34 protein-coding genes, 1 tRNA gene and 1 pseudogene are annotated in these 21,758 nt (G+C 50.7%); all 36 read right to left on the reverse strand.

The window, feature by feature from the left end:
* Positions 1 to 241 precede the first annotated feature (241 nt).
* Positions 242 to 835, reverse strand: a complete 594-nt coding sequence (locus tag V5T57_RS10980) for a cytochrome b/b6 domain-containing protein (protein WP_332891261.1) — start codon at positions 833 to 835, stop codon at positions 242 to 244.
* Positions 835 to 2,493, reverse strand: coding sequence for a tetrathionate reductase family octaheme c-type cytochrome (locus V5T57_RS10985; protein ID WP_332891262.1), 1,659 nt, complete (start codon positions 2,491 to 2,493; stop codon positions 835 to 837). Before V5T57_RS10985 ends, V5T57_RS10980 begins: the two co-directional genes overlap by 1 nt.
* A gap of 375 nt (positions 2,494 to 2,868) precedes the next feature.
* Positions 2,869 to 2,944: transfer RNA gene (locus V5T57_RS10990), tRNA-Asn, on the reverse strand.
* Between the two features lie 25 nt (positions 2,945 to 2,969).
* Complete coding sequence (locus V5T57_RS10995) at positions 2,970 to 3,761, reverse strand: SAM hydrolase/SAM-dependent halogenase family protein (protein WP_332891263.1); 792 nt, start codon at positions 3,759 to 3,761, stop codon at positions 2,970 to 2,972.
* A gap of 100 nt (positions 3,762 to 3,861) precedes the next feature.
* Complete coding sequence (gene rplQ, locus V5T57_RS11000; RefSeq protein ID WP_332891264.1) at positions 3,862 to 4,248, reverse strand: 50S ribosomal protein L17; 387 nt, start codon at positions 4,246 to 4,248, stop codon at positions 3,862 to 3,864.
* Between the two features lie 11 nt (positions 4,249 to 4,259).
* On the reverse strand, positions 4,260 to 5,282 hold the full coding sequence (locus tag V5T57_RS11005) for a DNA-directed RNA polymerase subunit alpha (protein ID WP_332891265.1): 1,023 nt from the start codon (positions 5,280 to 5,282) through the stop codon (positions 4,260 to 4,262).
* Between the two features lie 35 nt (positions 5,283 to 5,317).
* Positions 5,318 to 5,944, reverse strand: a complete 627-nt coding sequence (rpsD, locus tag V5T57_RS11010; RefSeq protein WP_332891266.1) for a 30S ribosomal protein S4 — start codon at positions 5,942 to 5,944, stop codon at positions 5,318 to 5,320.
* A gap of 32 nt (positions 5,945 to 5,976) precedes the next feature.
* A complete protein-coding gene (rpsK, locus tag V5T57_RS11015; protein ID WP_332891267.1) occupies positions 5,977 to 6,372 on the reverse strand; it encodes a 30S ribosomal protein S11 in 396 nt (131 codons plus the stop codon).
* A gap of 14 nt (positions 6,373 to 6,386) precedes the next feature.
* Positions 6,387 to 6,755 (reverse strand): 30S ribosomal protein S13, encoded by a 369-nt coding sequence (gene rpsM / locus V5T57_RS11020; RefSeq protein ID WP_332891268.1) that lies wholly within the window; start codon positions 6,753 to 6,755, stop codon positions 6,387 to 6,389.
* Positions 6,756 to 6,922: 167 nt separating this feature from the next.
* Positions 6,923 to 7,036, reverse strand: a complete 114-nt coding sequence (gene rpmJ, locus V5T57_RS11025) for a 50S ribosomal protein L36 (RefSeq protein WP_332891269.1) — start codon at positions 7,034 to 7,036, stop codon at positions 6,923 to 6,925.
* A gap of 51 nt (positions 7,037 to 7,087) precedes the next feature.
* A complete protein-coding gene (gene secY / locus V5T57_RS11030; RefSeq protein WP_332891270.1) occupies positions 7,088 to 8,416 on the reverse strand; it encodes a preprotein translocase subunit SecY in 1,329 nt (442 codons plus the stop codon).
* Positions 8,417 to 8,449: 33 nt separating this feature from the next.
* Positions 8,450 to 8,923: a 50S ribosomal protein L15 gene (gene rplO / locus V5T57_RS11035; RefSeq protein ID WP_332891271.1), complete on the reverse strand. Its 474-nt coding sequence runs from the start codon at positions 8,921 to 8,923 to the stop codon at positions 8,450 to 8,452.
* 19 nt (positions 8,924 to 8,942) lie between these two features.
* On the reverse strand, positions 8,943 to 9,122 hold the full coding sequence (rpmD, locus tag V5T57_RS11040; RefSeq protein ID WP_332891272.1) for a 50S ribosomal protein L30: 180 nt from the start codon (positions 9,120 to 9,122) through the stop codon (positions 8,943 to 8,945).
* 12 nt (positions 9,123 to 9,134) lie between these two features.
* Positions 9,135 to 9,668: a 30S ribosomal protein S5 gene (rpsE, locus tag V5T57_RS11045; RefSeq protein WP_332891302.1), complete on the reverse strand. Its 534-nt coding sequence runs from the start codon at positions 9,666 to 9,668 to the stop codon at positions 9,135 to 9,137.
* 13 nt (positions 9,669 to 9,681) lie between these two features.
* Entirely contained in the window at positions 9,682 to 10,047 is a 366-nt protein-coding gene (gene rplR / locus V5T57_RS11050; RefSeq protein ID WP_332891273.1) for a 50S ribosomal protein L18, read from the reverse strand.
* A 15-nt stretch (positions 10,048 to 10,062) separates the two neighbouring features.
* Positions 10,063 to 10,596, reverse strand: coding sequence for a 50S ribosomal protein L6 (gene rplF, locus V5T57_RS11055; protein ID WP_332891274.1), 534 nt, complete (start codon positions 10,594 to 10,596; stop codon positions 10,063 to 10,065).
* A gap of 17 nt (positions 10,597 to 10,613) precedes the next feature.
* Positions 10,614 to 11,012, reverse strand: coding sequence for a 30S ribosomal protein S8 (rpsH, locus tag V5T57_RS11060; RefSeq protein ID WP_332891275.1), 399 nt, complete (start codon positions 11,010 to 11,012; stop codon positions 10,614 to 10,616).
* A gap of 28 nt (positions 11,013 to 11,040) precedes the next feature.
* Positions 11,041 to 11,226 carry a type Z 30S ribosomal protein S14 gene (locus V5T57_RS11065; RefSeq protein ID WP_442918201.1) on the reverse strand — a complete coding sequence of 62 codons (186 nt, stop codon included), beginning with the start codon at positions 11,224 to 11,226 and terminating at the stop codon, positions 11,041 to 11,043.
* On the reverse strand, positions 11,219 to 11,776 hold the full coding sequence (rplE, locus tag V5T57_RS11070; RefSeq protein WP_332891276.1) for a 50S ribosomal protein L5: 558 nt from the start codon (positions 11,774 to 11,776) through the stop codon (positions 11,219 to 11,221). Before rplE ends, V5T57_RS11065 begins: the two co-directional genes overlap by 8 nt.
* A gap of 18 nt (positions 11,777 to 11,794) precedes the next feature.
* Complete coding sequence (gene rplX / locus V5T57_RS11075; RefSeq protein WP_332891277.1) at positions 11,795 to 12,133, reverse strand: 50S ribosomal protein L24; 339 nt, start codon at positions 12,131 to 12,133, stop codon at positions 11,795 to 11,797.
* Positions 12,134 to 12,148: 15 nt separating this feature from the next.
* Positions 12,149 to 12,517 (reverse strand): 50S ribosomal protein L14, encoded by a 369-nt coding sequence (rplN, locus tag V5T57_RS11080; RefSeq protein WP_332891278.1) that lies wholly within the window; start codon positions 12,515 to 12,517, stop codon positions 12,149 to 12,151.
* A gap of 12 nt (positions 12,518 to 12,529) precedes the next feature.
* Positions 12,530 to 12,781 carry a 30S ribosomal protein S17 gene (gene rpsQ, locus V5T57_RS11085; RefSeq protein ID WP_332891279.1) on the reverse strand — a complete coding sequence of 84 codons (252 nt, stop codon included), beginning with the start codon at positions 12,779 to 12,781 and terminating at the stop codon, positions 12,530 to 12,532.
* Positions 12,781 to 12,984 carry a 50S ribosomal protein L29 gene (gene rpmC, locus V5T57_RS11090; RefSeq protein ID WP_332891280.1) on the reverse strand — a complete coding sequence of 68 codons (204 nt, stop codon included), beginning with the start codon at positions 12,982 to 12,984 and terminating at the stop codon, positions 12,781 to 12,783. The genes rpsQ and rpmC overlap by 1 nt, the downstream gene beginning before the upstream one ends.
* A gap of 2 nt (positions 12,985 to 12,986) precedes the next feature.
* On the reverse strand, positions 12,987 to 13,400 hold the full coding sequence (gene rplP / locus V5T57_RS11095; protein WP_332891281.1) for a 50S ribosomal protein L16: 414 nt from the start codon (positions 13,398 to 13,400) through the stop codon (positions 12,987 to 12,989).
* An 18-nt stretch (positions 13,401 to 13,418) separates the two neighbouring features.
* Positions 13,419 to 14,051 (reverse strand): 30S ribosomal protein S3, encoded by a 633-nt coding sequence (rpsC, locus tag V5T57_RS11100; protein ID WP_332891282.1) that lies wholly within the window; start codon positions 14,049 to 14,051, stop codon positions 13,419 to 13,421.
* A gap of 22 nt (positions 14,052 to 14,073) precedes the next feature.
* Positions 14,074 to 14,415, reverse strand: coding sequence for a 50S ribosomal protein L22 (gene rplV / locus V5T57_RS11105; RefSeq protein ID WP_332891283.1), 342 nt, complete (start codon positions 14,413 to 14,415; stop codon positions 14,074 to 14,076).
* Between the two features lie 18 nt (positions 14,416 to 14,433).
* Positions 14,434 to 14,712: a 30S ribosomal protein S19 gene (rpsS, locus tag V5T57_RS11110; protein ID WP_332891284.1), complete on the reverse strand. Its 279-nt coding sequence runs from the start codon at positions 14,710 to 14,712 to the stop codon at positions 14,434 to 14,436.
* 20 nt (positions 14,713 to 14,732) lie between these two features.
* Positions 14,733 to 15,566, reverse strand: coding sequence for a 50S ribosomal protein L2 (gene rplB / locus V5T57_RS11115; protein WP_332891285.1), 834 nt, complete (start codon positions 15,564 to 15,566; stop codon positions 14,733 to 14,735).
* Between the two features lie 23 nt (positions 15,567 to 15,589).
* Positions 15,590 to 15,889, reverse strand: a complete 300-nt coding sequence (gene rplW, locus V5T57_RS11120; protein WP_332891286.1) for a 50S ribosomal protein L23 — start codon at positions 15,887 to 15,889, stop codon at positions 15,590 to 15,592.
* Positions 15,886 to 16,509 (reverse strand): 50S ribosomal protein L4, encoded by a 624-nt coding sequence (rplD, locus tag V5T57_RS11125; RefSeq protein ID WP_332891287.1) that lies wholly within the window; start codon positions 16,507 to 16,509, stop codon positions 15,886 to 15,888. Before rplD ends, rplW begins: the two co-directional genes overlap by 4 nt.
* Positions 16,510 to 16,535: 26 nt before the next feature.
* The gene (rplC, locus tag V5T57_RS11130) at positions 16,536 to 17,177 is read right to left on the reverse strand and encodes a 50S ribosomal protein L3 (RefSeq protein ID WP_332891288.1); all 642 of its coding nucleotides are present in this window, start codon (positions 17,175 to 17,177) and stop codon (positions 16,536 to 16,538) included.
* Positions 17,178 to 17,303: 126 nt separating this feature from the next.
* Positions 17,304 to 17,612, reverse strand: a complete 309-nt coding sequence (gene rpsJ, locus V5T57_RS11135) for a 30S ribosomal protein S10 (protein ID WP_332891304.1) — start codon at positions 17,610 to 17,612, stop codon at positions 17,304 to 17,306.
* A gap of 35 nt (positions 17,613 to 17,647) precedes the next feature.
* Positions 17,648 to 18,615 (reverse strand): annotated as a pseudogene (locus V5T57_RS11140) (elongation factor Tu).
* Positions 18,616 to 18,647: 32 nt separating this feature from the next.
* Positions 18,648 to 20,726: an elongation factor G gene (fusA, locus tag V5T57_RS11145; RefSeq protein WP_332891289.1), complete on the reverse strand. Its 2,079-nt coding sequence runs from the start codon at positions 20,724 to 20,726 to the stop codon at positions 18,648 to 18,650.
* A gap of 81 nt (positions 20,727 to 20,807) precedes the next feature.
* Complete coding sequence (gene rpsG, locus V5T57_RS11150) at positions 20,808 to 21,278, reverse strand: 30S ribosomal protein S7 (RefSeq protein WP_332891290.1); 471 nt, start codon at positions 21,276 to 21,278, stop codon at positions 20,808 to 20,810.
* Between the two features lie 67 nt (positions 21,279 to 21,345).
* Positions 21,346 to 21,717, reverse strand: a complete 372-nt coding sequence (rpsL, locus tag V5T57_RS11155; protein WP_332891291.1) for a 30S ribosomal protein S12 — start codon at positions 21,715 to 21,717, stop codon at positions 21,346 to 21,348.
* Positions 21,718 to 21,758: the final 41 nt, after the last annotated feature.

Genomic DNA, 21,758 nt, shown 5'->3' on the forward strand with positions numbered 1-21,758 from the left:
TCCCATACCGCGCAACTATCTATGAGACAGACTTCTGTGCTCATACAGACACCCTAATCTCATACAGAATCAACTCTTAAAGCATAAACTTGATGCTCAGCTTTACACCCTTGCTGGAGTACTCATAGCCTCTTGCCTTACCGGGCGGCTAAACCGAACGCTACAAAACGAGAACCCCATAGACAAAAAGCCCGGCAGACAAAGCCTGCCGGGCTTTACTTGCAGCGATCTACCCTAAGTCCTAGTGATCATCATACCCGGTGATCATCGCTTTTAAATGCGCATAAACAGGACGACAGGTGAAGGCCATATAGACATGCCCAATTAAGAAAACCAGCATGGCAAATGCGGCAGCAGTATGAGCCAACGCCACATACTCCAACGTCAACATACCTTCCAGACCAAGGGCCTGCCAATCGTTGTAGAACATGTAGAGCAGACCTGAGATCCAGATAACAGGGGAGATCCCCAGTTTAAGACCCAGGTAAGCCAGACGCTGTAACGGATTGTGTTTGGCGTGGATATCTTTTTTATAAGGGTGATCTTTACCCTCAAAAATACCCCCACCATAGTACATCATGACATCCAACAGCTTCTTGGTGGTGGGGATATAGTGCTTCCACTCACCTGTGGTGAAATGCCAGAAAATAGCCAGAATCCACAAGCCGATAAGCGCCCAAGCCAGATCACCATGCAGATCCGTGGCAATGGCGTAACCCAGATTGTCGTACATACCATGAATTTCAAAGCCGGTGATCAACAAGGTGATGACCAAAAAAGCCTGGGTCCAGTGCCACAGACGCTCAAAGAGGCTATAAACCATATGGCGTTCCATTAGCTTTCCTCCCCATTGCTGTTTGCTTTTTCTTCACGGCGACGACGGTAATGCCAATAGATCCTAAGTGAACCATGTCCTGTTACACCCAGTGAGGTCATAATCACCGCAAACCAACCAATACCATCCAGCACGGCCATTTTGTCGCGTCCGGGCAGGTAGAAATCGGTCAACTCAGCCAGACGCCCATTTTCTGCATGGCAATCTTTACAGGTCAGTGCATCGTCAGCCGAAGCAACCATATGTGTGATCGGCCAATACATTTCTGTGCTGACAAAAGCGTGCTGTCCACTAAAGGCCGGTGCGCCAGGTTCCTTGGCGCCAGCTTCCAGTGACTTCTTCCAGTCAAAGTTTTTCCAGAAGGCCGTATCATCATCACCATAGGTATGCATCACCAATAGATGCTTATTAATGGGATCATAGACCTGTTTGCCCTTCATGATCTTGAAAGGCCAGATCCGAGATTTGCCATCTTCGTAAGAGCCTTGAATACCATTGATGGGTACAGGCTTGCTGTCATCAATCTTTTCGCCAAACAAAGTGTATTTTACTTGGCCATCAAACCAGCGATACTCTGGAAGAAGCTCCTCCTCCCACTCAAAGTGACCCTTCTTGGCACTGTATGTCACATCACCATCTTCATTACGTTCCGTAATGGGCTTACCATTTTTGTCCATATTGCCAGCCGTGGACCAATCCCAAACCGTTTTGGTCTTCACCCCACCACGGGCAATAATAGGAATATGACAGGTCTGACAGGCGATCTTATCAACATGCTGGTTAAGCTTGGCACTATGCCCTTTAACCTCTGTACCATGGCATGACTCACAAGAAGCACGGGATGTCGCATCACTGGGCGCTTCAATGCCTTGGGTATCTTTAGCCGTAGGCTTGTAGCGACTACCAGGAATTTTATGACCATGGGTCCGGTGACAAGCTGTGCAGCTAAAGTTATTGCCGTTCACATCCATATGGATATCAAGAAACTCGTCTGGTTCAACCAGAGAGGTATCCATATCACCATGCTTTACCCCATCATCCCCACCACCCACAAAGTGGCAGCTACCACAGTTACGACGGGTTGGTAGACCCACACTTTGGGCGGCATCGACCAGATCTACGGCTTGACGTGGGCTTTTGGCATGATCGTCCAGATATTTTTTTTGCTTGGGCGCTTCATAGCCTTTGGGATGACCCGCACCACCAACTGCTTTTTCATACTGCTCTGATTGATCATGACAGGTTAAACAATCCACATTTTCCTGTTTATTAAAATCAAAGCTATTATCTTCCCACCCATATCCGACATGACACGCGGTGCAGGCTTCCCAGTTACTCTTGGGTGTACCACAAAAACTATTGACCACATGCTTTTTACCCAGCATTTGGCCCGTATCACTCTGTTTACTTTCCCATGTCCAATGCTTTGTCTTCATCACCTGCTTAGCCGCCTCTGTATGGCAGCTCAGACAAGCTTTGGTTACCGCCGGGCCTGAATCAAAAGGACCCTGCAGCTGCTTAAATTTACTATGATCAGCCGTAGACTTACTGCTGAGCTTGCCAGAGGTGCTTACCTCGGCATGGAGTGGCATACTCCATATCCCCAGCACCATGGTGGCAACCAGTGCCAAAACCATTCTGCCTGTACGTGTGTACATCCATTCACCCTTCCAGTCGGTGGTGAGCCAACCGCTCTTAAAGTCATGGCTCCCTAAGCGTTAGAGCGGCTTATCGTTGTTCTATTAGGGAACCCAATTCTTGATATCTAAAAAAATAGTGAAAAGTTGCCTGAATGGTTATGCATATAAAGTGCTTATATTGTGCTGTGCGGTCAGTTTTTACGCGGAATTCACGAATGATTTACATGACTTTCTTAACGACACACAAACCGCATAAAAAAAGCGTTGGGTGCATAAACAATGATGAATAGCACTCATCACCAGCGTTTATTAGTATTTACTTATATTAGAATATCACAGAAAGCAGGCAAGAAAAAAGGGACCTGTCAGAAACAGGTCCCTTTGATCACTTATTGGCTCCCCAGGGCGGACTCGAACCACCGACAAGATGATTAACAGTCATCTGCTCTACCAACTGAGCTACTGGGGATCACTTGGAAAGTTGGGAGAATATATCAGCCACTTTTTTTATCGTCAACGCTTTTTTCAAAAAAATCCACCCAATCGCCACAATTGATGTTTAGTCGCTCTGCAGCACTCCCCTGATTACAGACTATTTCAACGGTACCAAAGCCACCAACCAACAATCCCAACTCTCCAACTTGGAGATCTGAAAAGGTTTTCACCCATTTATTGATGGTTTGTTTAAGCACCCAGGCACTTCCCTGCCCTACCCCTTGCCAAGAACCATCTAAGGCCGTAATGATGTTGCCAAAGTGATCTATATGGGGGATTTGCACCTGCATACCCCCTGTGATTTGCATGCGATAGTTCTCATCCGATAAAGAAATCGGATCTTCAACCTTAGGTCCAATTCTATCTGCATCTTTATGGGTCATCCAGTCTACTAAGACAGGCGCAAAAATATCACGTCCATGGAAGGTCGAGGCTGCTTGTTGTTGCCACTGTTCGCCAATAGCCCTGACTTCTGCATTATCCTGAGTTAGGGCCCAACACAACAAGCCATTATCAGGCCCTACAAACAGACGATCCCCCACAATTACAGCAATCCCCCGTCGTTCACTCCCCACGCCAGGGTCCACCACACAGAGCCAATGACTGTCGGGTGGAAAATGGTGTTGGCACCGTTCTATCAACCAAGCACCCGATGTTGGCAGGTAATCAGGCACTTCATGATAAAAATCGATGCAGTTTAACAGGCCATCATAATGACCGAGCCGGCCTTTAACTTGGCCAACATAGGGATCCTTGGTGCCAAAATCTGTAAGTAGAACGACTTTTTCCATGACCTTCTCCTCCTATGATTTGTACACCTAGTAGACACAAAAAAAGGCTGAGATGCATTAAGCATCTCAGCCTTTTTTAATTTTCTTCAACTAAAAGTGCTTATTCAGCAGCTTCAGCTGGTGCATCTACGCGCTCTACCAGTTCAATAAAGCTCATAGGGGCACAATCGCCATAGCGAAAACGAGTCTTCAGAATGCGGGTATACCCACCTTCACGACTCTTATTACGCTCAGCAATATCTGTGAACAACTTATTAACCACCTCTTTGTCCCCATTGAGGATGGTCAGTGCCTGACGCCGTGCGTGCAGATCGCCACGCTTGCCCAGGGTGATCACCTTATCCGCCATGGGACGTAGTTCCTTGGCGCGAGGTACAGTGGTTTCGAGGCGCTCGTGTTTAATCAGGCTGACAAGCATGTTCTTAAACATCGCTTTACGATGTGAAGAATCGCGATTCAGCTTACGACCACGTTTTTTATGTCTCATGGCGTGCTACCTTAAAAGTTTTCTTCTTCGAACTGCTTGGACAGCTCTTCGATGTTCTCAGGGGGCCAAGCTTCCAGAGTCATACCCAAGGACAGCCCCATCTCATCCAGAACCTCTTTGATCTCGTTCAGCGACTTACGACCAAAGTTAGGGGTTTTGAGCATTTCTGATTCGGTCTTTTGCACCAGGTCACCAATATAAACGATATCATCGTTCTTAAGGCAATTGGCACTACGGACTGACAGCTCCAGCTCGTCAACCTTACGGAACAGGTTGGGATTCCACTGTGGCTTATCCTCCTCTTCCTGATCATGGGCCATAGGCACATCATCAAAGTTGATGAAAGGATTCAGCTGATCTTGGAGAATCTTTGCCGCCAGCGCTAGGGCATCCTCAGGGGTGACCACGCCGTTGGTTTCGATATCCATGATTAGCTTGTCATAGTCCGTTTGCTGACCAACACGGGCATTTTCAACCCGATAGGCAACTTTTTTGACCGGATTATAGCTGGCATCGATGGGAATATCACCAATGGTGTAATTCTCATCATCACGGTTGAGTTGTGCACGAACATAGCCCTTACCGGTCGTAACCGTCATGGTAATGTCCAGTACACCACTCTTATTCAGGGTGGCGATATGGTGATCAGGGTTGAGGATCTCAACACCTGTCTCACATTCAATCATCCCCGCCGTTACAGGACCTTCCTTCTCCACATGGAGACGGATGACCTTAACGCCGGTGCTTTCCATACGGATCGCAAGCCCTTTGATGTTCAAAATGATGTCGGTGACATCTTCGATAACACCGGGAACGCTGGAAAACTCATGCAGCACACCCTCAATACGTACGGTTGTAACCGATGCTCCCTGCAATGAGGAGAGCAACACCCGACGCAACGCGTTACCTAAAGTCGCACCAAAACCACGCTCAAGCGGTTCAGCAACCAAAGTTGCCTTACGCTGGATTTCAGTTTCATCCCCACCCAGTTCAATGGTGTGAGGCTTGATCAGCTCAGTCCAGTTCCTGTACATGCGCGCACCTGTCTTGGTTTAGACCACTTCAGGGTTTATTTGGAGTACAACTCGACGATCAGATTCTCGTTGAACTCAGCAGGCAGATCGGAGCGTTCCGGAATGCTACGGAAGGTGCCAGTCAGCTTATCGGCATCCAGTTCAACCCAATTGGGCAGACCGCGTTGCATTGCGCTCGTTACAGCACCTTTAATGCGCAGCTGTTCACGTGATTTCTCACGTACAGCAACCACATCACCGGGCTTGCACAGGTAAGAAGCTACGTTGACCATCTTGCCATTAACCAACAAAGTCTTGTGGCTGATGATTTGACGAGCTTCGGTACGTGAAGCGGCCAGGCCAAGGCGGTAAACCACATTGTCCAGACGACGCTCCAACAGTTGCAGCAGGTTTTCGCCGGTCACACCCTTCATACGCTCTGCTTTTTTGTAAAGCGTACGGAACTGGCGCTCTAGCAGACCATAACTGCGCTTTACCTTCTGCTTTTCACGCAGATGCAAGCCGTAGTCAGAGACTTTACGGCGGCGCTGGCCATGCTGACCGGGTACATAGTTACGACGTTCAATCGCACATTTATCGCTATAGCACTTTTCACCCTTCAAGAAGAGCTTGGTGGCTTCACGACGGCAAAGGCGACACTTGGAACCAAGATAACGAGCCATTTTTTCAGATGCTCCTTACAGAGAGTGACCGATCACACACGACGCCGCTTAGGAGGGCGGCAACCGTTGTGGGGGATGGGCGTCACATCCTGTACATGGGAAATGTTGAAACCGATGGAGGCCAGGGCACGCAGGGCCGATTCACGACCGCTTCCGGGACCCTTCAGACGCACTTCCAGGTTACGCATCCCATGATCCATGGCTTTCTTACCGGCATTTTCAGCAGCCATCTGTGCAGCAAACGGGGTGGACTTACGTGAGCCCTTAAAACCCTGTGCACCGGCGCTTCCCCAGGAAACAGCGTTTCCGTGGGTATCGGTAATGGTGATCAATGTGTTGTTAAATGTAGAGCGAATATGTGCGATACCGCTGGCAATATTCTTACGCTCTTTCTTCTTGGTGCGGGCACCCTTTTGGGCCTTGGCCATGACTCTACCTCAGCTTATTTCTTCTTGCCCGCGATGGGCTTACGTGGACCCTTACGGGTACGTGCATTCGTATGGGTACGCTGACCGCGACAGGGAAGACCCCGACGATGGCGCAAACCACGATAGCAACCTAGGTCCATCAGACGCTTGACATTCATGGCAATCTGACGGCGCAGGTCACCTTCAACCGTGTGGTTGTTGTCGATGATGTCGCGCAAACGCGCAACTTCAGCATCGGTTAGATCGGACACGCGAACCTGGGACTCAATGCCCGCCTCTTGGGCGATCCGCTTGGCGCCGTCACGACCGATGCCGTAGATGTATGTGAGCGCGATTTCAACGCGCTTGTTAACAGGTATGTTAACACCAGCAATACGGGCCACTAGACACTCCTCCGGCCAGTTCGAATCTCTAATAATACTCGACGAAAAGACGGGAACTATACACAAACTGTTCCAACTTATCAATCGAATTTTTCAGGTGTGGCACTGCACTGTCATAAAACAGTGCGCCACCCTTGTGTTTTCTTCCGCTTATAAGCGCTTAGGGCTTAGCCCTGGCGTTGCTTATGGCGGGGGTTCTTGCAGATCACACGCACGCTACCGTTGCGGCGGATCACTTTGCAGTCTTTACAGATCGGTTTAACCGAGGCGCGTACTTTCATTTTTCCTACTCCAACATTTTCGTTAGGGAGAAGAGCTTGTAGCAGCCCCTCTTAGCGCCCTTTAATCTTTGCCTTCTTCATCAAACCCTCATATTGACGGCTGATCAGGAAGGACTGAATCTGTGAGGTAGTATCCATCGTCACACCAACAACGATGAGCATGGATGTACCACCAAAGTAGAACGGAACGTTGTATTCAGCGATCAGGATCTCAGGCAACAAACAGACTGCTGTTACGTAGAGCGCCCCAACCAAGGTAAGACGGCTTAAAATCTTATCCAGGTAATCCGAAGTCCGTTTACCGGGACGAATACCGGGAATAAACCCACCATACTTACGAAGGTTGTCTGCTGTCTCTTCAGGATTGAAAACAATCGCTGTATAGAAGAAACAGAAGAACAAAATAGCTGCTGAATAAAACACCATGTAGCCAAGCTGACCTGGTGAGAACATTGCCGCAAAATCTCTAAACCCTTCCCAGGGCATGAAATTGGCAATGGTCACAGGGAACAGAATGATGGAGCTCGCGAAAATTGGAGGGATCACACCCGCCGTATTCACCTTCAAAGGAAGATGAGAACTTTCACCGCCCACCATGCGTCGTCCACTAACCTGACGCTTGGCGTACTGAATGGTAATCCGCCTTTGCGCCCGCTCCATAAAGATAATGAAAGCGGTCACAAGAATGGCCATGGCGATCAAGAACAACACAAACAGTGGTGCCAGATCTCCTGTACGGGCCAGCTGCAAAGTTTGGAACAGAGCCACAGGGAGGTTGGCAACGATACCCGAGAAGATAATCAGGGAAATACCATTACCAATACCACGATCTGTAATCTGTTCACCCACCCACATAAGGAAGGCGGTTCCGGATGTCAGGGTTAATACCGTCATCAGACGGAACTCCCAACCCGGATCAATTACCACGTTGAGTCCACCAGCCTTCATGGACTCTAAGCCGTAAGCAATACCAAAGCCCTGGAAGACTGCCAGGAGGATGGTACCGTAACGGGTGTATTGGGTAATCTTACGACGACCCGATTCACCCTCTTTTTTGATAGCCTCCAGCTTGGGGAACACAGCTGTCATCAACTGAATGATGATCGAAGCTGAGATGTACGGCATGATCCCTAGTGCAAAAACTGTCAAACGAGACAGTGCACCACCAGAGAACATGTTGAACATTCCAAGCAAAGAGCCTTGCTGTTGCTCAAAGAAGGTTGCCAATGCCTGGGGATCAATTCCCGGGGTCGGCACATGTGCACCAATGCGGTACACAATGAGCATGCCCAGCGTAAACAGAATGCGTCTACGCAGCTCGGGAATTTTACCCAGATTACCCAGACCAGCCAAAGGGGCTTCGTTGGGAGTCGCAGCCATATGGAATCTCTTCCCTATTCACCTACGCCTGACTTAAGCTTCCCCTTCAGGGGTCGCCACTTCGGCTAGCACAACTTTACCACCGGCAGCTTCCATCTTAGCGATGGCTGATGCAGAGGCCTTGTCCACATGGACAGTAATGGCCTTGGTAATTTCACCGTTGGCCAGCAGCTTGATGCCGCTTTTGGCTTTTTTGCCCAGCAGACCCTTCTCACGCAGAGCCTCGGCAGTCACTTCGCTACCAGCGTCAAAGAACTTCTCCAGAGCTTCCACCTGAACGATGGAATACTCTTTACGGGTGAAGTTCGTAAAACCACGCTTTGGCAAACGACGTTGTAAGGGCATCTGACCGCCCTCAAAACCGCTTTTGTGGTAGCCGCCACTACGGGCTTTTTGACCCTTGTGACCACGACCTGCAGTTTTGCCGTTACCGCTGGCCGGACCACGACCTACACGGTTCTTGCTCTGACCATTGCCGGGTACGGCGGGAATTTCGTTCAATTTCATGGTTCGTTACCCGCGCCTTTTAATCGACCACGGCCACCAAGTGGCTGATCTTTTTGATCTGTCCACGGATGGCGTCGTTGTCGGGAAGTTCCTTCACACGGTTCATCTTGGTCAAACCCAAAGAAGTCACAATACGCTTATGCTTCTCGGGACGACCAATGGGAGACCGTACCAGCTTTACTTTGATCATATCGGCCATTTTATCCTCCTATTAGTCGCAGATGCGGACGTTTTTGGTGGACATGCCGCGCTTAGCTGCAACCCGGTTTGGTGGGTTGATGCTTTGCAATGCAGCGAAGGTCGCTTTGATCAGGTTGTGGGGGTTGGAGGTACCGGTCGATTTGGCCAGCACATCACTGATCCCAACAGCTTCAAAGATAGGACGCATAGAACCACCAGCGATGATCCCCGTACCAGCAGAAGCAGGGCGTAATACCACACGACCGGCACCGAAACGACCTACGATCTCATGGTATAACGTACGGCTATCTTTGATTTCTACTTTGATCATCTGCTTTTGGGCTTGCTCGGTTGCCTTACGAATGGCCTCAGGCACCTCTTTGGCCTTACCCAGACCATAACCCACAGAGCCTTTGCCATCTCCTACCACCACAATGGCGGAAAAGTTAAAGCGACTACCACCTTTAACGACCTTAGCGGTACGTTTGATGGCAACCAACTTTTCGATGAACTCACTCTCGTTCTCGTAATTGTTGTCTTGGCCTTTTCTATCACGTTGACTCATCATTCATCCCCTCTTAGAAGTTCAACCCGGCTTCACGGGCTGCTTCGGCCAGGGCCTTTGTACGGCCGTGATAAAGGAAGCCACCGCGGTCGAACACCACTTCTGTGATGTTCTGTTCTTTCGCCTTCTCAGCGATACGTTTACCAATTAAGGCTGCCGCATCCGCGTTTCCGCCGTTCTTCACCTCATCGCGCAGAGACTTTTCTACCGTAGAGGCAGATACCAGGGTACGACCCTGATTGTCATCAATGATCTGAGCGTAGATATGACGGGCGCTACGGAAGACCGAAAGACGGGGACGTTCACCCTGTACCTTCTTGATCCTCGTGCGCACGCGGGCGCTGCGGGCCTTTCTCGCTTGATTTCGATCCTTAGCCATCGCCAAACACCTCGATTATTTCTTCTTACCTTCTTTACGCAGGATATACTCACCCACGTAACGGACCCCTTTACCCTTGTACGGCTCTGGGGGACGCCAGGAGCGGATCTCGGCACATGCCTGACCCAACACCTCTTTATCGGCCCCTTTAATCGTAATCAGGGTATTCTTCTCAACTGTCGCTTCAAGCCCTTTGGGGAGCTCATAGTTAACAGGATGAGAGAAGCCCAGGGTCAACTCCAGGGTGCGACCTTTGACCGCGGCACGGTAACCCACGCCTTGAATCTCGAGCTGCTTGGAAAAGCCTTGGGAAACGCCCACTACCATATTGTTCAGTAGTGAACGGGAAAGCCCCCATAGTGCAGAGCTTTTCTTTTCGTTGTTGTCCACAGCAACATTAACAGCGGCACCCTCTTGGGTGAAGCTGATTGCTTCGTGGAATTCACGGGTGAGTTCACCCAGTTTGCCCTTGGCGGTCACCACGGTGCCGTCGATCTTTAGATCCACACCGTCGGGTACCGTCACCGGTTGTTTTCCAATACGTGACATGGTTCAAACCTCGACGATTAGTAGACGGTGCAGAGCAGTTCACCACCAACGCCCAACTCGAGCGCACGGCGGCTAGAGATGACACCCTTACTGGTAGAGAGGATGGCGATACCCAACCCCTGATACACCGAGGGAATCTCTGCTTTGCCCACGTAGGTACGACGACCGGGAGTGGAGATACGCTTAATCTCCTCAATGACCGGCTTGTTCTGGTAGTACTTCAAAGTCAAGTCCAGTGCGGGGTGGTTCTCACCATCCACGGTCTCACTGACTGACTCGATGTAACCTTCTTCTTTAAGAATGTCAGCAATACGCTTCTTCATGTTGCTGGCAGGCATAACAACGTTATCCTTGCCAACCATCTGTGCGTTGCGAATGCGTGTCAGCATATCGCTGATTGGATCGTTCATGCTCATCGGCGTTCTCCTTACAACCTTTGACCGCTTACCAGGAAGCCTTGGTGACGCCCGGAATCTCACCACGCAGTGCAAGCTGACGCACACAAATGCGACACATCTTGAACTTACGTAGGTATCCACGAGGACGACCACAACGCTTACAACGGTTGTAGGAACGCACAGCAAACTTAGGCTTGCTGTTGGCCTTATTTACCATGGAAGTCTTAGCCATTGTTCCCTTCCTTCTTCCTGAACGGCATGTTGAAACCGGCGAGAAGCTCGCGGGCTTCATCATTGGTCTTGGCACTGGTCACAATGCAGATATCCATACCCCGTACTTTATCGACCTTATCGTAGTCGATCTCAGGGAAGATAATCTGTTCCTTAACACCCATGGTGTAGTTGCCACGGCCATCAAAGGCTTTATCGCTCACGCCACGGAAGTCACGCACACGTGGAAGTGCAGTATTGATCAAACGATCAAGAAATTCCCACATTTGCTGACGACGTAGGGTTACACGGCACCCTACTGCCTGTCCTTCACGTAGCTTAAAGCCCGCAATGGATTTCTTGGCGTAGGTGGTCATGGCCTTTTGGCCAGTGATCGCCTCCATGTCGCCAATGGCGTGTTTTAAAATGTTTTTGTCGTTGATTGCCTCACCGACGCCCATATTCACCACAATCTTTTCCAGACGTGGTACTTGCATGATGTTGGAGTAGCCGAACTTCTCTTTGAGCTCGGGCACTACCTTGTCATGGTAAACCTGTTTCAGATCAGCCATTTTAGGTCCCTATCTCGCTCACTTGTCCAGCACTTCACCGGAACCAGCTGCCACACGCACTTTACGACCATCCTCAAGAACTTTCTTCTTGATTCGGGTCCCTTTGCCTGTTGCAGGGTCCACGATCATCACATTGCTGATATTGATGGGGGCTTCTTTTTCGACAATGCCACCCTCAGCATTTTGTTGGGGCTTGGTGTGACGCTTGATCATGTTCACCTTTTCCACCAACACTGAGGACTTCTTACCGAGAATTTGCAGAATTTGACCCTGCTTACCCTTGTCCTTACCAGCGACCACGATTACGGTGTCGCCCTTCTTCAGATCTGTGCTGAAGTCACTTTTACTTATTGCCATGGATCACGCCTCCCCTTACAGCACTTCGGGGGCCAGGGAGATGATCTTCATATAGTTCCGTGCCCGCAATTCGCGGGTTACGGGACCGAAGATACGCGTTCCCACAGGCTCACCGGCCTTGTTGATTAATACAGCCGCATTCTTGTCAAAACGAATGAGACTACCATCAGGGCGCGTGATCTCTTTTTTGGTGCGAACCACCACGGCACGAGCTACTTCACCCTTTTTTACTTTGCCGCGTGGCAGCGCCGATTTGACCGAAACGATGATGACATCACCGACACGGGCGTAACGACGCTTAGAACCACCAATCACCTTGATGCATTGAACTTTCTTGGCGCCGGAGTTATCGGCCACTTCAAGTTGAGATTCGACTTGAATCATGTCCGCTCCTCCTTAGCCTTCCACCGCAGCCATAGTGCGTTCAGTAACAATCCAGTTCTTGTCTTTGCTCATAGCGCGACTTTCTTGGATCATTACCGTATCACCGGTGCGGTATTGGTTCTCTTCATCATGCGCTTTGTATTTTTTGGACTGACGCACAATCTTGCCGTACAGCGGATGACGTACTTTACGCTCCACTTTTACGACCACAGTTTTGTCCATTTTGTCGCTTACAACGACACCTTGCATAATACGCTTGGCCATTACACTTCCTCTTTAGCCTTCCGCTCTCCGATCACGGTCTTGATGCGCGCGATTTCCCGGCGAACCTGACGGATACGGGACGTATTCTCCAGTTGGGCAGTCGCGTGTTGAAAGCGCAGGTTAAAAGCTTCCTGGTGGAGAGCTTTTAATTTATCTTCCAGCGCTTCGACGGACATATCCCTCATTTCGGAGGCTACGCTCATGATCAACCCCCTTCACGAACAATAAACTTGGTCTTAACTGGTAGCTTAGCTGCAGCACGCTGCATAGCTTCGCGGGCCAGTTCTTCATCAACACCCTCCATTTCATAGAGAATGCGACCAGGCTTGACACGGGCAATCCAGAACTCTGGGCTACCCTTACCTTTACCCTGACGAACTTCAGCTGGTTTCTTAGAAACCGGAACATCAGGAAAAACACGAATCCAAACACGACCGCCACGTTTGATGTGACGTGTCATTGCACGACGGGCTGCTTCGATCTGACGCGCAGTGATGCGCGATGCACCCATCGCCTTAAGGCCAAACTGTCCGAAGTTGAGTGAACTACCGCGGTATGCTAGGCCGTGAACGCGCCCCTTGTGCGCCTTCCGGAACTTGGTCTTCTTAGGTTGAAGCATGGGATTATACCCCTGTCCTTATTTCTTTTCAATGAGCATGCCTTTGTAGACCCACACCTTGACACCAATGATGCCGTAGGTGGTGTTGGCCTCAGCAAAGCCGTAGTCGATATCGGCACGCAGGGTGTGCAGGGGCACACGGCCTTCGCGGTACCATTCGGTACGGGCGATTTCAGCTCCACCAAGACGACCAGCGCAGTTGATACGAATACCTTCTGCACCCAGACGCATGGCTGAGGTTACGGCACGCTTCATGCTGCGTCGGAAAGCAACACGGCGCTCAAGCTGTTGCGCGACATTTTCTGCAACCAATTGTGCATCAGCTTCTGGCTTGCGGATCTCAACAATATTGATCTGCACGTCGGAGCTGGCAATGGCCTTAATGTCGTTCTTCAGCTTCTCAATATCGGCGCCCTTCTTACCGATAATGATGCCGGGACGCGCAGTGTGAATGTTAATGCGCGCTTTTTGGGCAGGACGCTCAATTACGATCTTGGAAACGCTGGCATGTGCCAAACGCTTTTTTAACCAAGCGCGAATCTTGATGTCTTCCAGCAGCAGGTCGGCGAAATTTTTATCCGCAAACCAACGGGTGTCCCAGGTCTTTGTGGTTCCCAAACGGAACCCTGTCGGATGAACCTTCTGTCCCATGGTATCCTCCTCGTTCCTTGGTTTAATCTTCCTGAGGACGAACCGCCACAGTGATGTGGGAAGTCCGCTTCAGAATTCGAGTAGCACGACCACGTGCACGGGGTTTAAACCGTTTCATGGTCGGACCTTGATCCACATAAGCCTTGGAGACCACCAGGGTATCCACATCCAGGCCCATATTCTCCTCAGCATTGGCCACTGCGGACTTTAACGTCTCACGAATGACACCTGCTGCGCGCTTCTTGGAGAAGGCCAGGAGATTCATAGCACTCTCTACCTGCATACCGCGAATCTGATCAATGACCAGACGCACTTTATAGGGAGAGACGCGCTGATACTTAGTCGTAGCACGTGCTTCTTGCATGACAATACTCTCCCGTTCTTAGCGACGCTTGGCTTTTTTATCCACACCGTGACCGTAGTAGGTACGGGTGGGAGCAAATTCGCCCAGCTTGTGACCCACCATATTTTCGGTGATCAGCACTGGAATGAACTTGCGGCCATTGTGAACCCCGAAGGTATAACCAACAAACTCGGGGATGATGGTGGAGCGACGTGACCAAGTCTTGATCAACTCTTTGCGGGAATTCTCCCGTAGAGTCTCCACCTTCTTGACCAGATAGTCGTCTAAAAACGGACCTTTTTTGACTGAACGAGCCATTCTCTTCGTCCTCTCTCGGATTACTTACGACGACGCATGATGAGACGATCAGAAGCCTTGGTCTTAGACCGGGTCTTCTTACCTTTGGTAGGTACACCCCAAGGTGTGACCGGATGACGGCCACCAGAGGTACGACCTTCACCACCACCATGGGGGTGATCCACAGGGTTCATCACAACACCGCGAACAGAGGGACGCTTGCCCATCCAGCGGGTACGTCCTGCTTTACCGATTTTACTGTTGGAGTTGTCGGGGTTGGAGACCATACCTACGGTCGCCATACACTCGAGCAACACCAAACGCATTTCGCCGGAAGGCATTTTAAGCTGGGCATACTTGCCCTCTTTACCCATCAGCTGGATGTAGTTACCAGCACTACGGGCGACTTGTCCACCCTTGCCAGGCTTAAGCTCAACGTTGTGAACGATGGTACCGATTGGCATCGCCCGTAAAGGCATTGCGTTACCGGGTTTCACATCCACATTGCTGATGCTCTTAGCGGCCACAACCGTATCTCCAACCTGGAGACGCTGAGGCGCCAAAATATAAGCTTTTTCACCATCGGTGTAATGCAGCAGCGCAATGAAAGCGGTGCGGTTAGGGTCATACTCGATACGAGCAACCTTAGCCGGCACATCAAACTTGTTACGCTTAAAGTCGATGATGCGGTACCGACGCTTGTGTCCACCACCTTGGTGACGAACAGTCATACGTCCGTAGTTGTTACGACCACCCTTTTTAGAAAGGGGGGCCAGCAATGAGCGCTCGGGGCCCTCTTTGCTCAGTTCGCTGTAGTCCACCGATACCTGATGGCGCTTACCGTCGGAAGTCGGTTTGTAATTCTTCAGTGCCATTGAGACTCTCCTCTTCGTGCCAATCAGGCGCCCTGATCGAACAGGTCGATGGATTGACCCTCTTGGAGACGAACCACGGCCCGCTTCCAATCCTTACGCTTACCTTCGAGCTTACCAAAGCGCTTGGCCTTACCTTTGACGTTGCTTACCTGCACCGCCTCAACCTTAACGCTATAGATGGTCTCGATCGCCTTTTTAATCTGGGGCTTGTTGGCCCAAGTGGCGACGGCAAAGCTGATTTGGTTACCCTTTTCAAGCTGCATGGTGGACTTTTCAGTCACCAGCGGGCGAACCAGAACGTTATACATGCTCAACTCGTTCATGCCAGCTTCTCCTCAAGGCTACGCACCGCTTCCTCGGTGATGACCAGCTTTTCGTAGCGCAGCAGGTCGTAAACGTTCACACCATCAACATCTGCAACAAGCACGTTAGGAATGTTGCGAGCTGACAGCAGCACGTTATCAGAAAGCTCTTTAACCACGATGAAAGTCGACTTCTCAGCACCAAGGCTGCTCAGCAGGCTTTTCATCCCTTTGGTCTTAGGACCTTCCAGCTCGAGCTTTTCAACAACCACCATCTCCTCCGAAGAGGCTTTGGCGGAAAGTGCTGTTTGCAGCGCAAGCTTACGTACTTTTTTGTTCATCTTGTGGCCGAAGTCACGAGGCTGGGGACCGAAAACGATACCACCAGTACGGAACTGAGGCGCACGGGTTGTGCCCTGACGGGCGTTACCTGTGCCTTTTTGACGGAAAGGTTTCTTTCCACCGCCGCGCACATCACTGCGACCTAAAACCGCAGCGGTACCGCTGCGACGTTTGGCCAATTGATAGTTGACGGCCATACCCAGAAGGTCCGCACGGATCTCACGACCAAAAACGGATTCATTTAACTCCGCACTGCGAACTTCCTGGTTATTGGCGTCTTTAACGGGTACTTGGATCATGGTGATTTCCTTCTATCCACACCTAATCAGGCAGAGCCTTTTTTTAAGGCGTCCCGAACCAACACCAGAGAGCCCTTGGAACCGGGAATGCTCCCCTTCACGGCTACGATGGACTTTTCACTGTCCACGAAAGCCACTTTCAAATTCTGCACGGTCTGAGTTTCTTTACCCATTTGACCAGGCATCTTTTTGTTCTTAAATACTCGACCAGGAGTTTGACACTGACCGATAGAACCGATGGAGCGGTGTACCTTGTGAGAACCGTGGGTAGCACGACCACCACGGAAACCCCAACGCTTCATACCACCGGCAAAACCTTTACCCACCGTCCGACCTGTAACGTCGACAAAGCTGTCTACGGCAAAATGCTCAGCATTAAGCTCTTGACCCACTTCATAGTCGTTAGGATTGGCGACGCGGAATTCACGCAAAACCCGCCGAGGCGTCACATTAGCCTTGGCATACTGCCCACGGACAGTTTTAGAGATGCGGGAAGGTTTGGCTTCTTCAAAACCAAGCTGAATGGCGTTGTAACCATCCTGCTCTTCTGTACGCTTGGCCACTACAGCACAGGGACCCAGTTGTACCAAGGTAACAGCGATACGCTGACCATCCTCGGTAAACATCTGGGACATGCCGAGCTTACGGCCGATCAGACCACTACGCATGTCTTTTCCTCATATTATTATCGATTGCCTCCCCTACCCCAACCTTCGCAAAGCGACTGTCCGATAAGGGAGGATGCTTTAAAGGGAGCGGAGATCATACGTCACCACTCTCCAAAGTCAAGCTAATTATAGCTTGATCTCGACATTCACACCTGCAGCGAGGTCCAACTTCATCAATGCATCCACCGTTTGGGGCGTAGGATTGATGATGTCGATGATACGCTTATGGGTGCGGATCTCGAATTGCTCACGGCTTTTTTTATCTACGTGAGGTGAACGCAGAACCGTGTAACGATTGATTTTTGTAGGCAGCGGAATCGGTCCACGGATATCAGCACCGGTACGACGAGCAGTCTGCACAATCTCACCAGTACTTTGATCTAGGATCCGATGATCAAAGGCCTTCAAACGGATGCGGATTTTTTGGCTATCCATCATGTGTGTTCCTCAAACGTCTACAGAGCTTAGGCTCAGTCAATGACTTCGGCAACCACACCAGCGCCGACGGTACGGCCACCTTCGCGAATGGCGAAGCGCAGACCTTTTTCCATGGCGATGGGGGCGATCAGTTCAACTTCCATGGTGATGTTATCACCAGGCATAACCATCTCGGTACCCTCAGGCAACTTGAGAATGCCGGTTACGTCCGTGGTACGGAAGTAGAACTGGGGACGATAGTTCGAGAAGAAGGGTGTATGACGACCGCCCTCTTCTTTGGTCAGAATGTAGGATTCTGCCTTAAACTTGGTGTGGGGAGTGATCGACCCAGGCGCAGCCAGAACCTGACCACGCTGGACGTCTTCACGCTTAGTGCCACGCAGCAGCACACCCACGTTATCACCAGCTTGACCTTGGTCGAGAAGCTTACGGAACATCTCAACACCGGTGCAGGTGGTGTTCTCAGTATCTTTCAGACCAATGATCTCGATGGTCTCACCCACCTTAACCATGCCACGCTCAATACGGCCAGTTACAACCGTACCACGACCGGAGATGGTGAACACATCTTCGATTGGCATCAGGAAGGCTTGNTCAGGTAAACAACCAGAGCAGGCACACCAACCTGACGCGCCAGCAGGATGTGCTCACGGGTCTGAGGCATGGGGCCATCAGCAGCACTCACAACCAGGATACCGCCGTCCATCTGGGCGGCACCGGTGATCATGTTCTTGACATAGTCAGCGTGACCAGGGCAGTCAACGTGAGCGTAGTGACGATTCTCTGTCTCATACTCAACGTGGGCTGTTGCGATGGTGATCCCACGCTCGCGCTCTTCTGGGGCGCCATCAATCTGATCATACGCCTGAAACTCGGCGCGACCTGCATCCGCCATCACCTTGGTGATCGCAGCGGTCAGCGTCGTCTTACCATGGTCAACGTGGCCGATTGTGCCGATGTTGACATGGGGTTTATTACGTTCAAACTTTTCCTTGGCCATTGTAGACCTCCGAACCTTTCTATCTAGCCGGATCAACCGGTGGCTTTTGCCTTGATCTCTTCAGCAATGGCGTTAGGCACCTGGGCATAATGGCCAAACTGCATGGTAAAGGTAGCACGACCCTGACTCTGAGAGCGCAGATCCGTGGCATAACCGAACATACCCGACAGAGGTACCTGAGCTTTTACCAACTGATTGTTACCGGAAGCTTCCATACCCTGGATCTGTCCACGGCGGGAGTTCAAGTCACCAATCACATCGCCCATATACTCTTCAGGGGTCTCAACTTCAACATCCATGATGGGCTCAAGCAGAGCAGGCTTACACTTTTGTGTGCCCTCTTTTAGACCTATGGAGCCGGCAATTTTAAAGGCCATTTCCGAAGAGTCAACATCGTGGTATGAGCCATCGAACAAGGTGGCTTTCACGTCTACCATGGGGAAGCCCGCGTAGACACCATTGGCCATCGCTTCGACGATGCCATTTTTAACGGCTGGAATGTATTCCTTAGGAACAACACCGCCCTTAATCGCATCAACAAACTCAAAACCAACACCTGGCTCTTGGGGCTCAAGACGCAGCCATACGTGACCAAACTGACCACGACCACCCGACTGACGCACAAACTTAGATTCGTGCTCAATACTGCGGGTAATGGTCTCACGGTAAGCAACCTGAGGTTGACCAATGTTTGCGTCGACCTTGAACTCACGCATCATACGATCGACGATGATGTCCAGGTGTAGCTCACCCATACCAGAGATGATCGTCTGGTTGGTTTCATGATCCACTTCCACACGGAAGGAAGGATCTTCTTGAGCCAAACGCTGCAGGGCTACCGACATGCGCTCTTGGTCAGCCTTGGTCTTGGGTTCCACAGCGATGGCGATCACCGGCTCTGGGAATTCCATTTTCTCAAGGATGACAGGCTTGTTGGCATCACAAAGGGTTTCACCGGTTGTGGTGTTCTTAAGACCAACCACAGCGGCGATATCACCTGCGCGGACCTCTTTGATGTCTTCACGCTTGTTCGCATGCATGAGCATCAAACGGCCAATACGCTCTTTTCTATTTTTAGAAGCGTTCAGGACGTGCGTACCAGATTCCATGACACCGGAGTAGACACGGAAGAAGGTCAAAGAACCTACAAACGGATCGGCCATAATCTTAAAGGCCAAAGCCGAGAAAGGCTCGTCATCAGAAGGCTTACGTACGGCAGCTTCATCACTGTCGGGCAAGGTGCCTTCGATGTAAGGGGTATCTTTAGGTGAGGGGAAGTACGCTACAACTGCGTCTAGGAGGGGCTGTACGCCTTTATTCTTAAAGGCAGATCCACAGAACACAGGTACGAATGAGCTAGCCAGCACGGATTTACGAATACATGCTTTAAAGTCGGCTTCGGAGATCTCTTCACCGTCGAGATACTTTTCCATCAGCTCGTCGTCTTGCTCAAGCGCCGCTTCTAGCAGTGCTTCACGAGCCTCATCAACTTCCAACTCAATATTTTCGGGGCATTCGGTGATCTCAAACTCAGCGCCAAGGGACTCATCATTAAAGATGAAAGCCTTTTTAGACACCAGATCAACCATACCACGAAGATCTTCTTCTGCGCCAATGGGGTACTGAGCAGGAATAGCACGTGCACCAAGACGATCTTTCATGGTTTGCACAGCATTCATGAAATCAGCGCCCATACGGTCCATCTTGTTTACAAAAGCAAGACGGGGCACACCGTAGCGGTCAGCCTGGCGCCACACAGTCTCAGACTGGGGCTGCACACCGGCCACACCACAGAAAACTGCGACAGCACCATCTAGAACACGTAGTGAACGTTCCACCTCAATGGTGAAGTCCACGTGTCCGGGGGTGTCGATAATATTAATACGGTGCTCATCCCAAAAGCAGGTGGTTGCTGCAGAAGTAATCGTGATACCACGCTCCTGCTCCTGCTCCATCCAGTCCATGGTGGCAGCGCCTTCATGAACTTCACCAATCTTATGAGAGCGACCGGTGTAGTAGAGAATCCGTTCGGTAACGGTGGTCTTACCCGCATCAATATGAGCCATGATGCCGATATTACGCACGTGATCCAGGGCAACTGTACGAGCCACTGTAATCCCCTGTGTTCTGTAGATTGTCAAAGAACAAAACTTATACTGGCCTCCACTCCGGGAGGCCAGGGGTCCTGCAACTTACCAACGGTAGTGAGCAAACACTTTGTTGGCTTCAGCCATACGATGCGTATCGTCGCGCTTCTTAATGGTCGCACCGCGACCCTGTGAAGCTTCGATCAACTCAGCAGCCAAACGCTCACGCATGGTTTTCTCACCACGGGAACGGGCAAAACCGATTAACCAACGAATGGCCAAGGTTTGACGGCGGGCAGGACGTACCTCTACAGGCACCTGATAGTTTGCACCACCAACACGGCGGGAACGCACTTCCAGCGTAGGACGTACATTGTCCACAGCTTCCTTAAACACCTTGATTGGGTCTTCTTTGGTGCGCTGCTCGATCAGATCGAAAGCACCGTAGAATACTCGCTCAGCAAGTGACTTTTTGCCATCTTGCATGAGGCAATTCATAAACTTGGCGACAAGCTTATCATTATACCGCGCGTCCGGAATAACCTCGCGCTTGGGAACTTCACGACGTCGTGACATGACGTATCCTCAATTCCAGATTAAAACAGTGACCAGCCCCCCTACCCTACATAGGCAGTGAGCTGAATTACTTAGGACGCTTGGCGCCGTACTTTGAACGACCCTGCTTACGGTCTTTAACACCCTGGGTATCCAGGGAGCCGCGAAGCACGTGGTAACGTACACCGGGAAGGTCTTTTACACGACCACCACGGATCAATACCACACTGTGCTCCTGCAGGTTGTGACCTTCACCTGGAATATAAGCACTCACTTCATGACCATTGGTCAGACGTACACGAGCTACCTTACGCAAAGCCGAGTTAGGCTTCTTAGGGGTAGTCGTATAAACGCGAGTACATACGCCACGGCGTTGGGGACACGCTTGCAGAGCAGGCACGTTGGTTTTCTTCTTTTGAGGCTTGCGGCCTCGACGTACCAACTGGTTAACGGTCGGCATAACTCTCTCCACAGAAAACAGGCCTGAAACCTTGTCGCTTT

The organism is Magnetococcus sp. PR-3 (assembly GCF_036689865.1).
Lineage (GTDB): Bacteria > Pseudomonadota > Magnetococcia > Magnetococcales > Magnetococcaceae > Magnetococcus.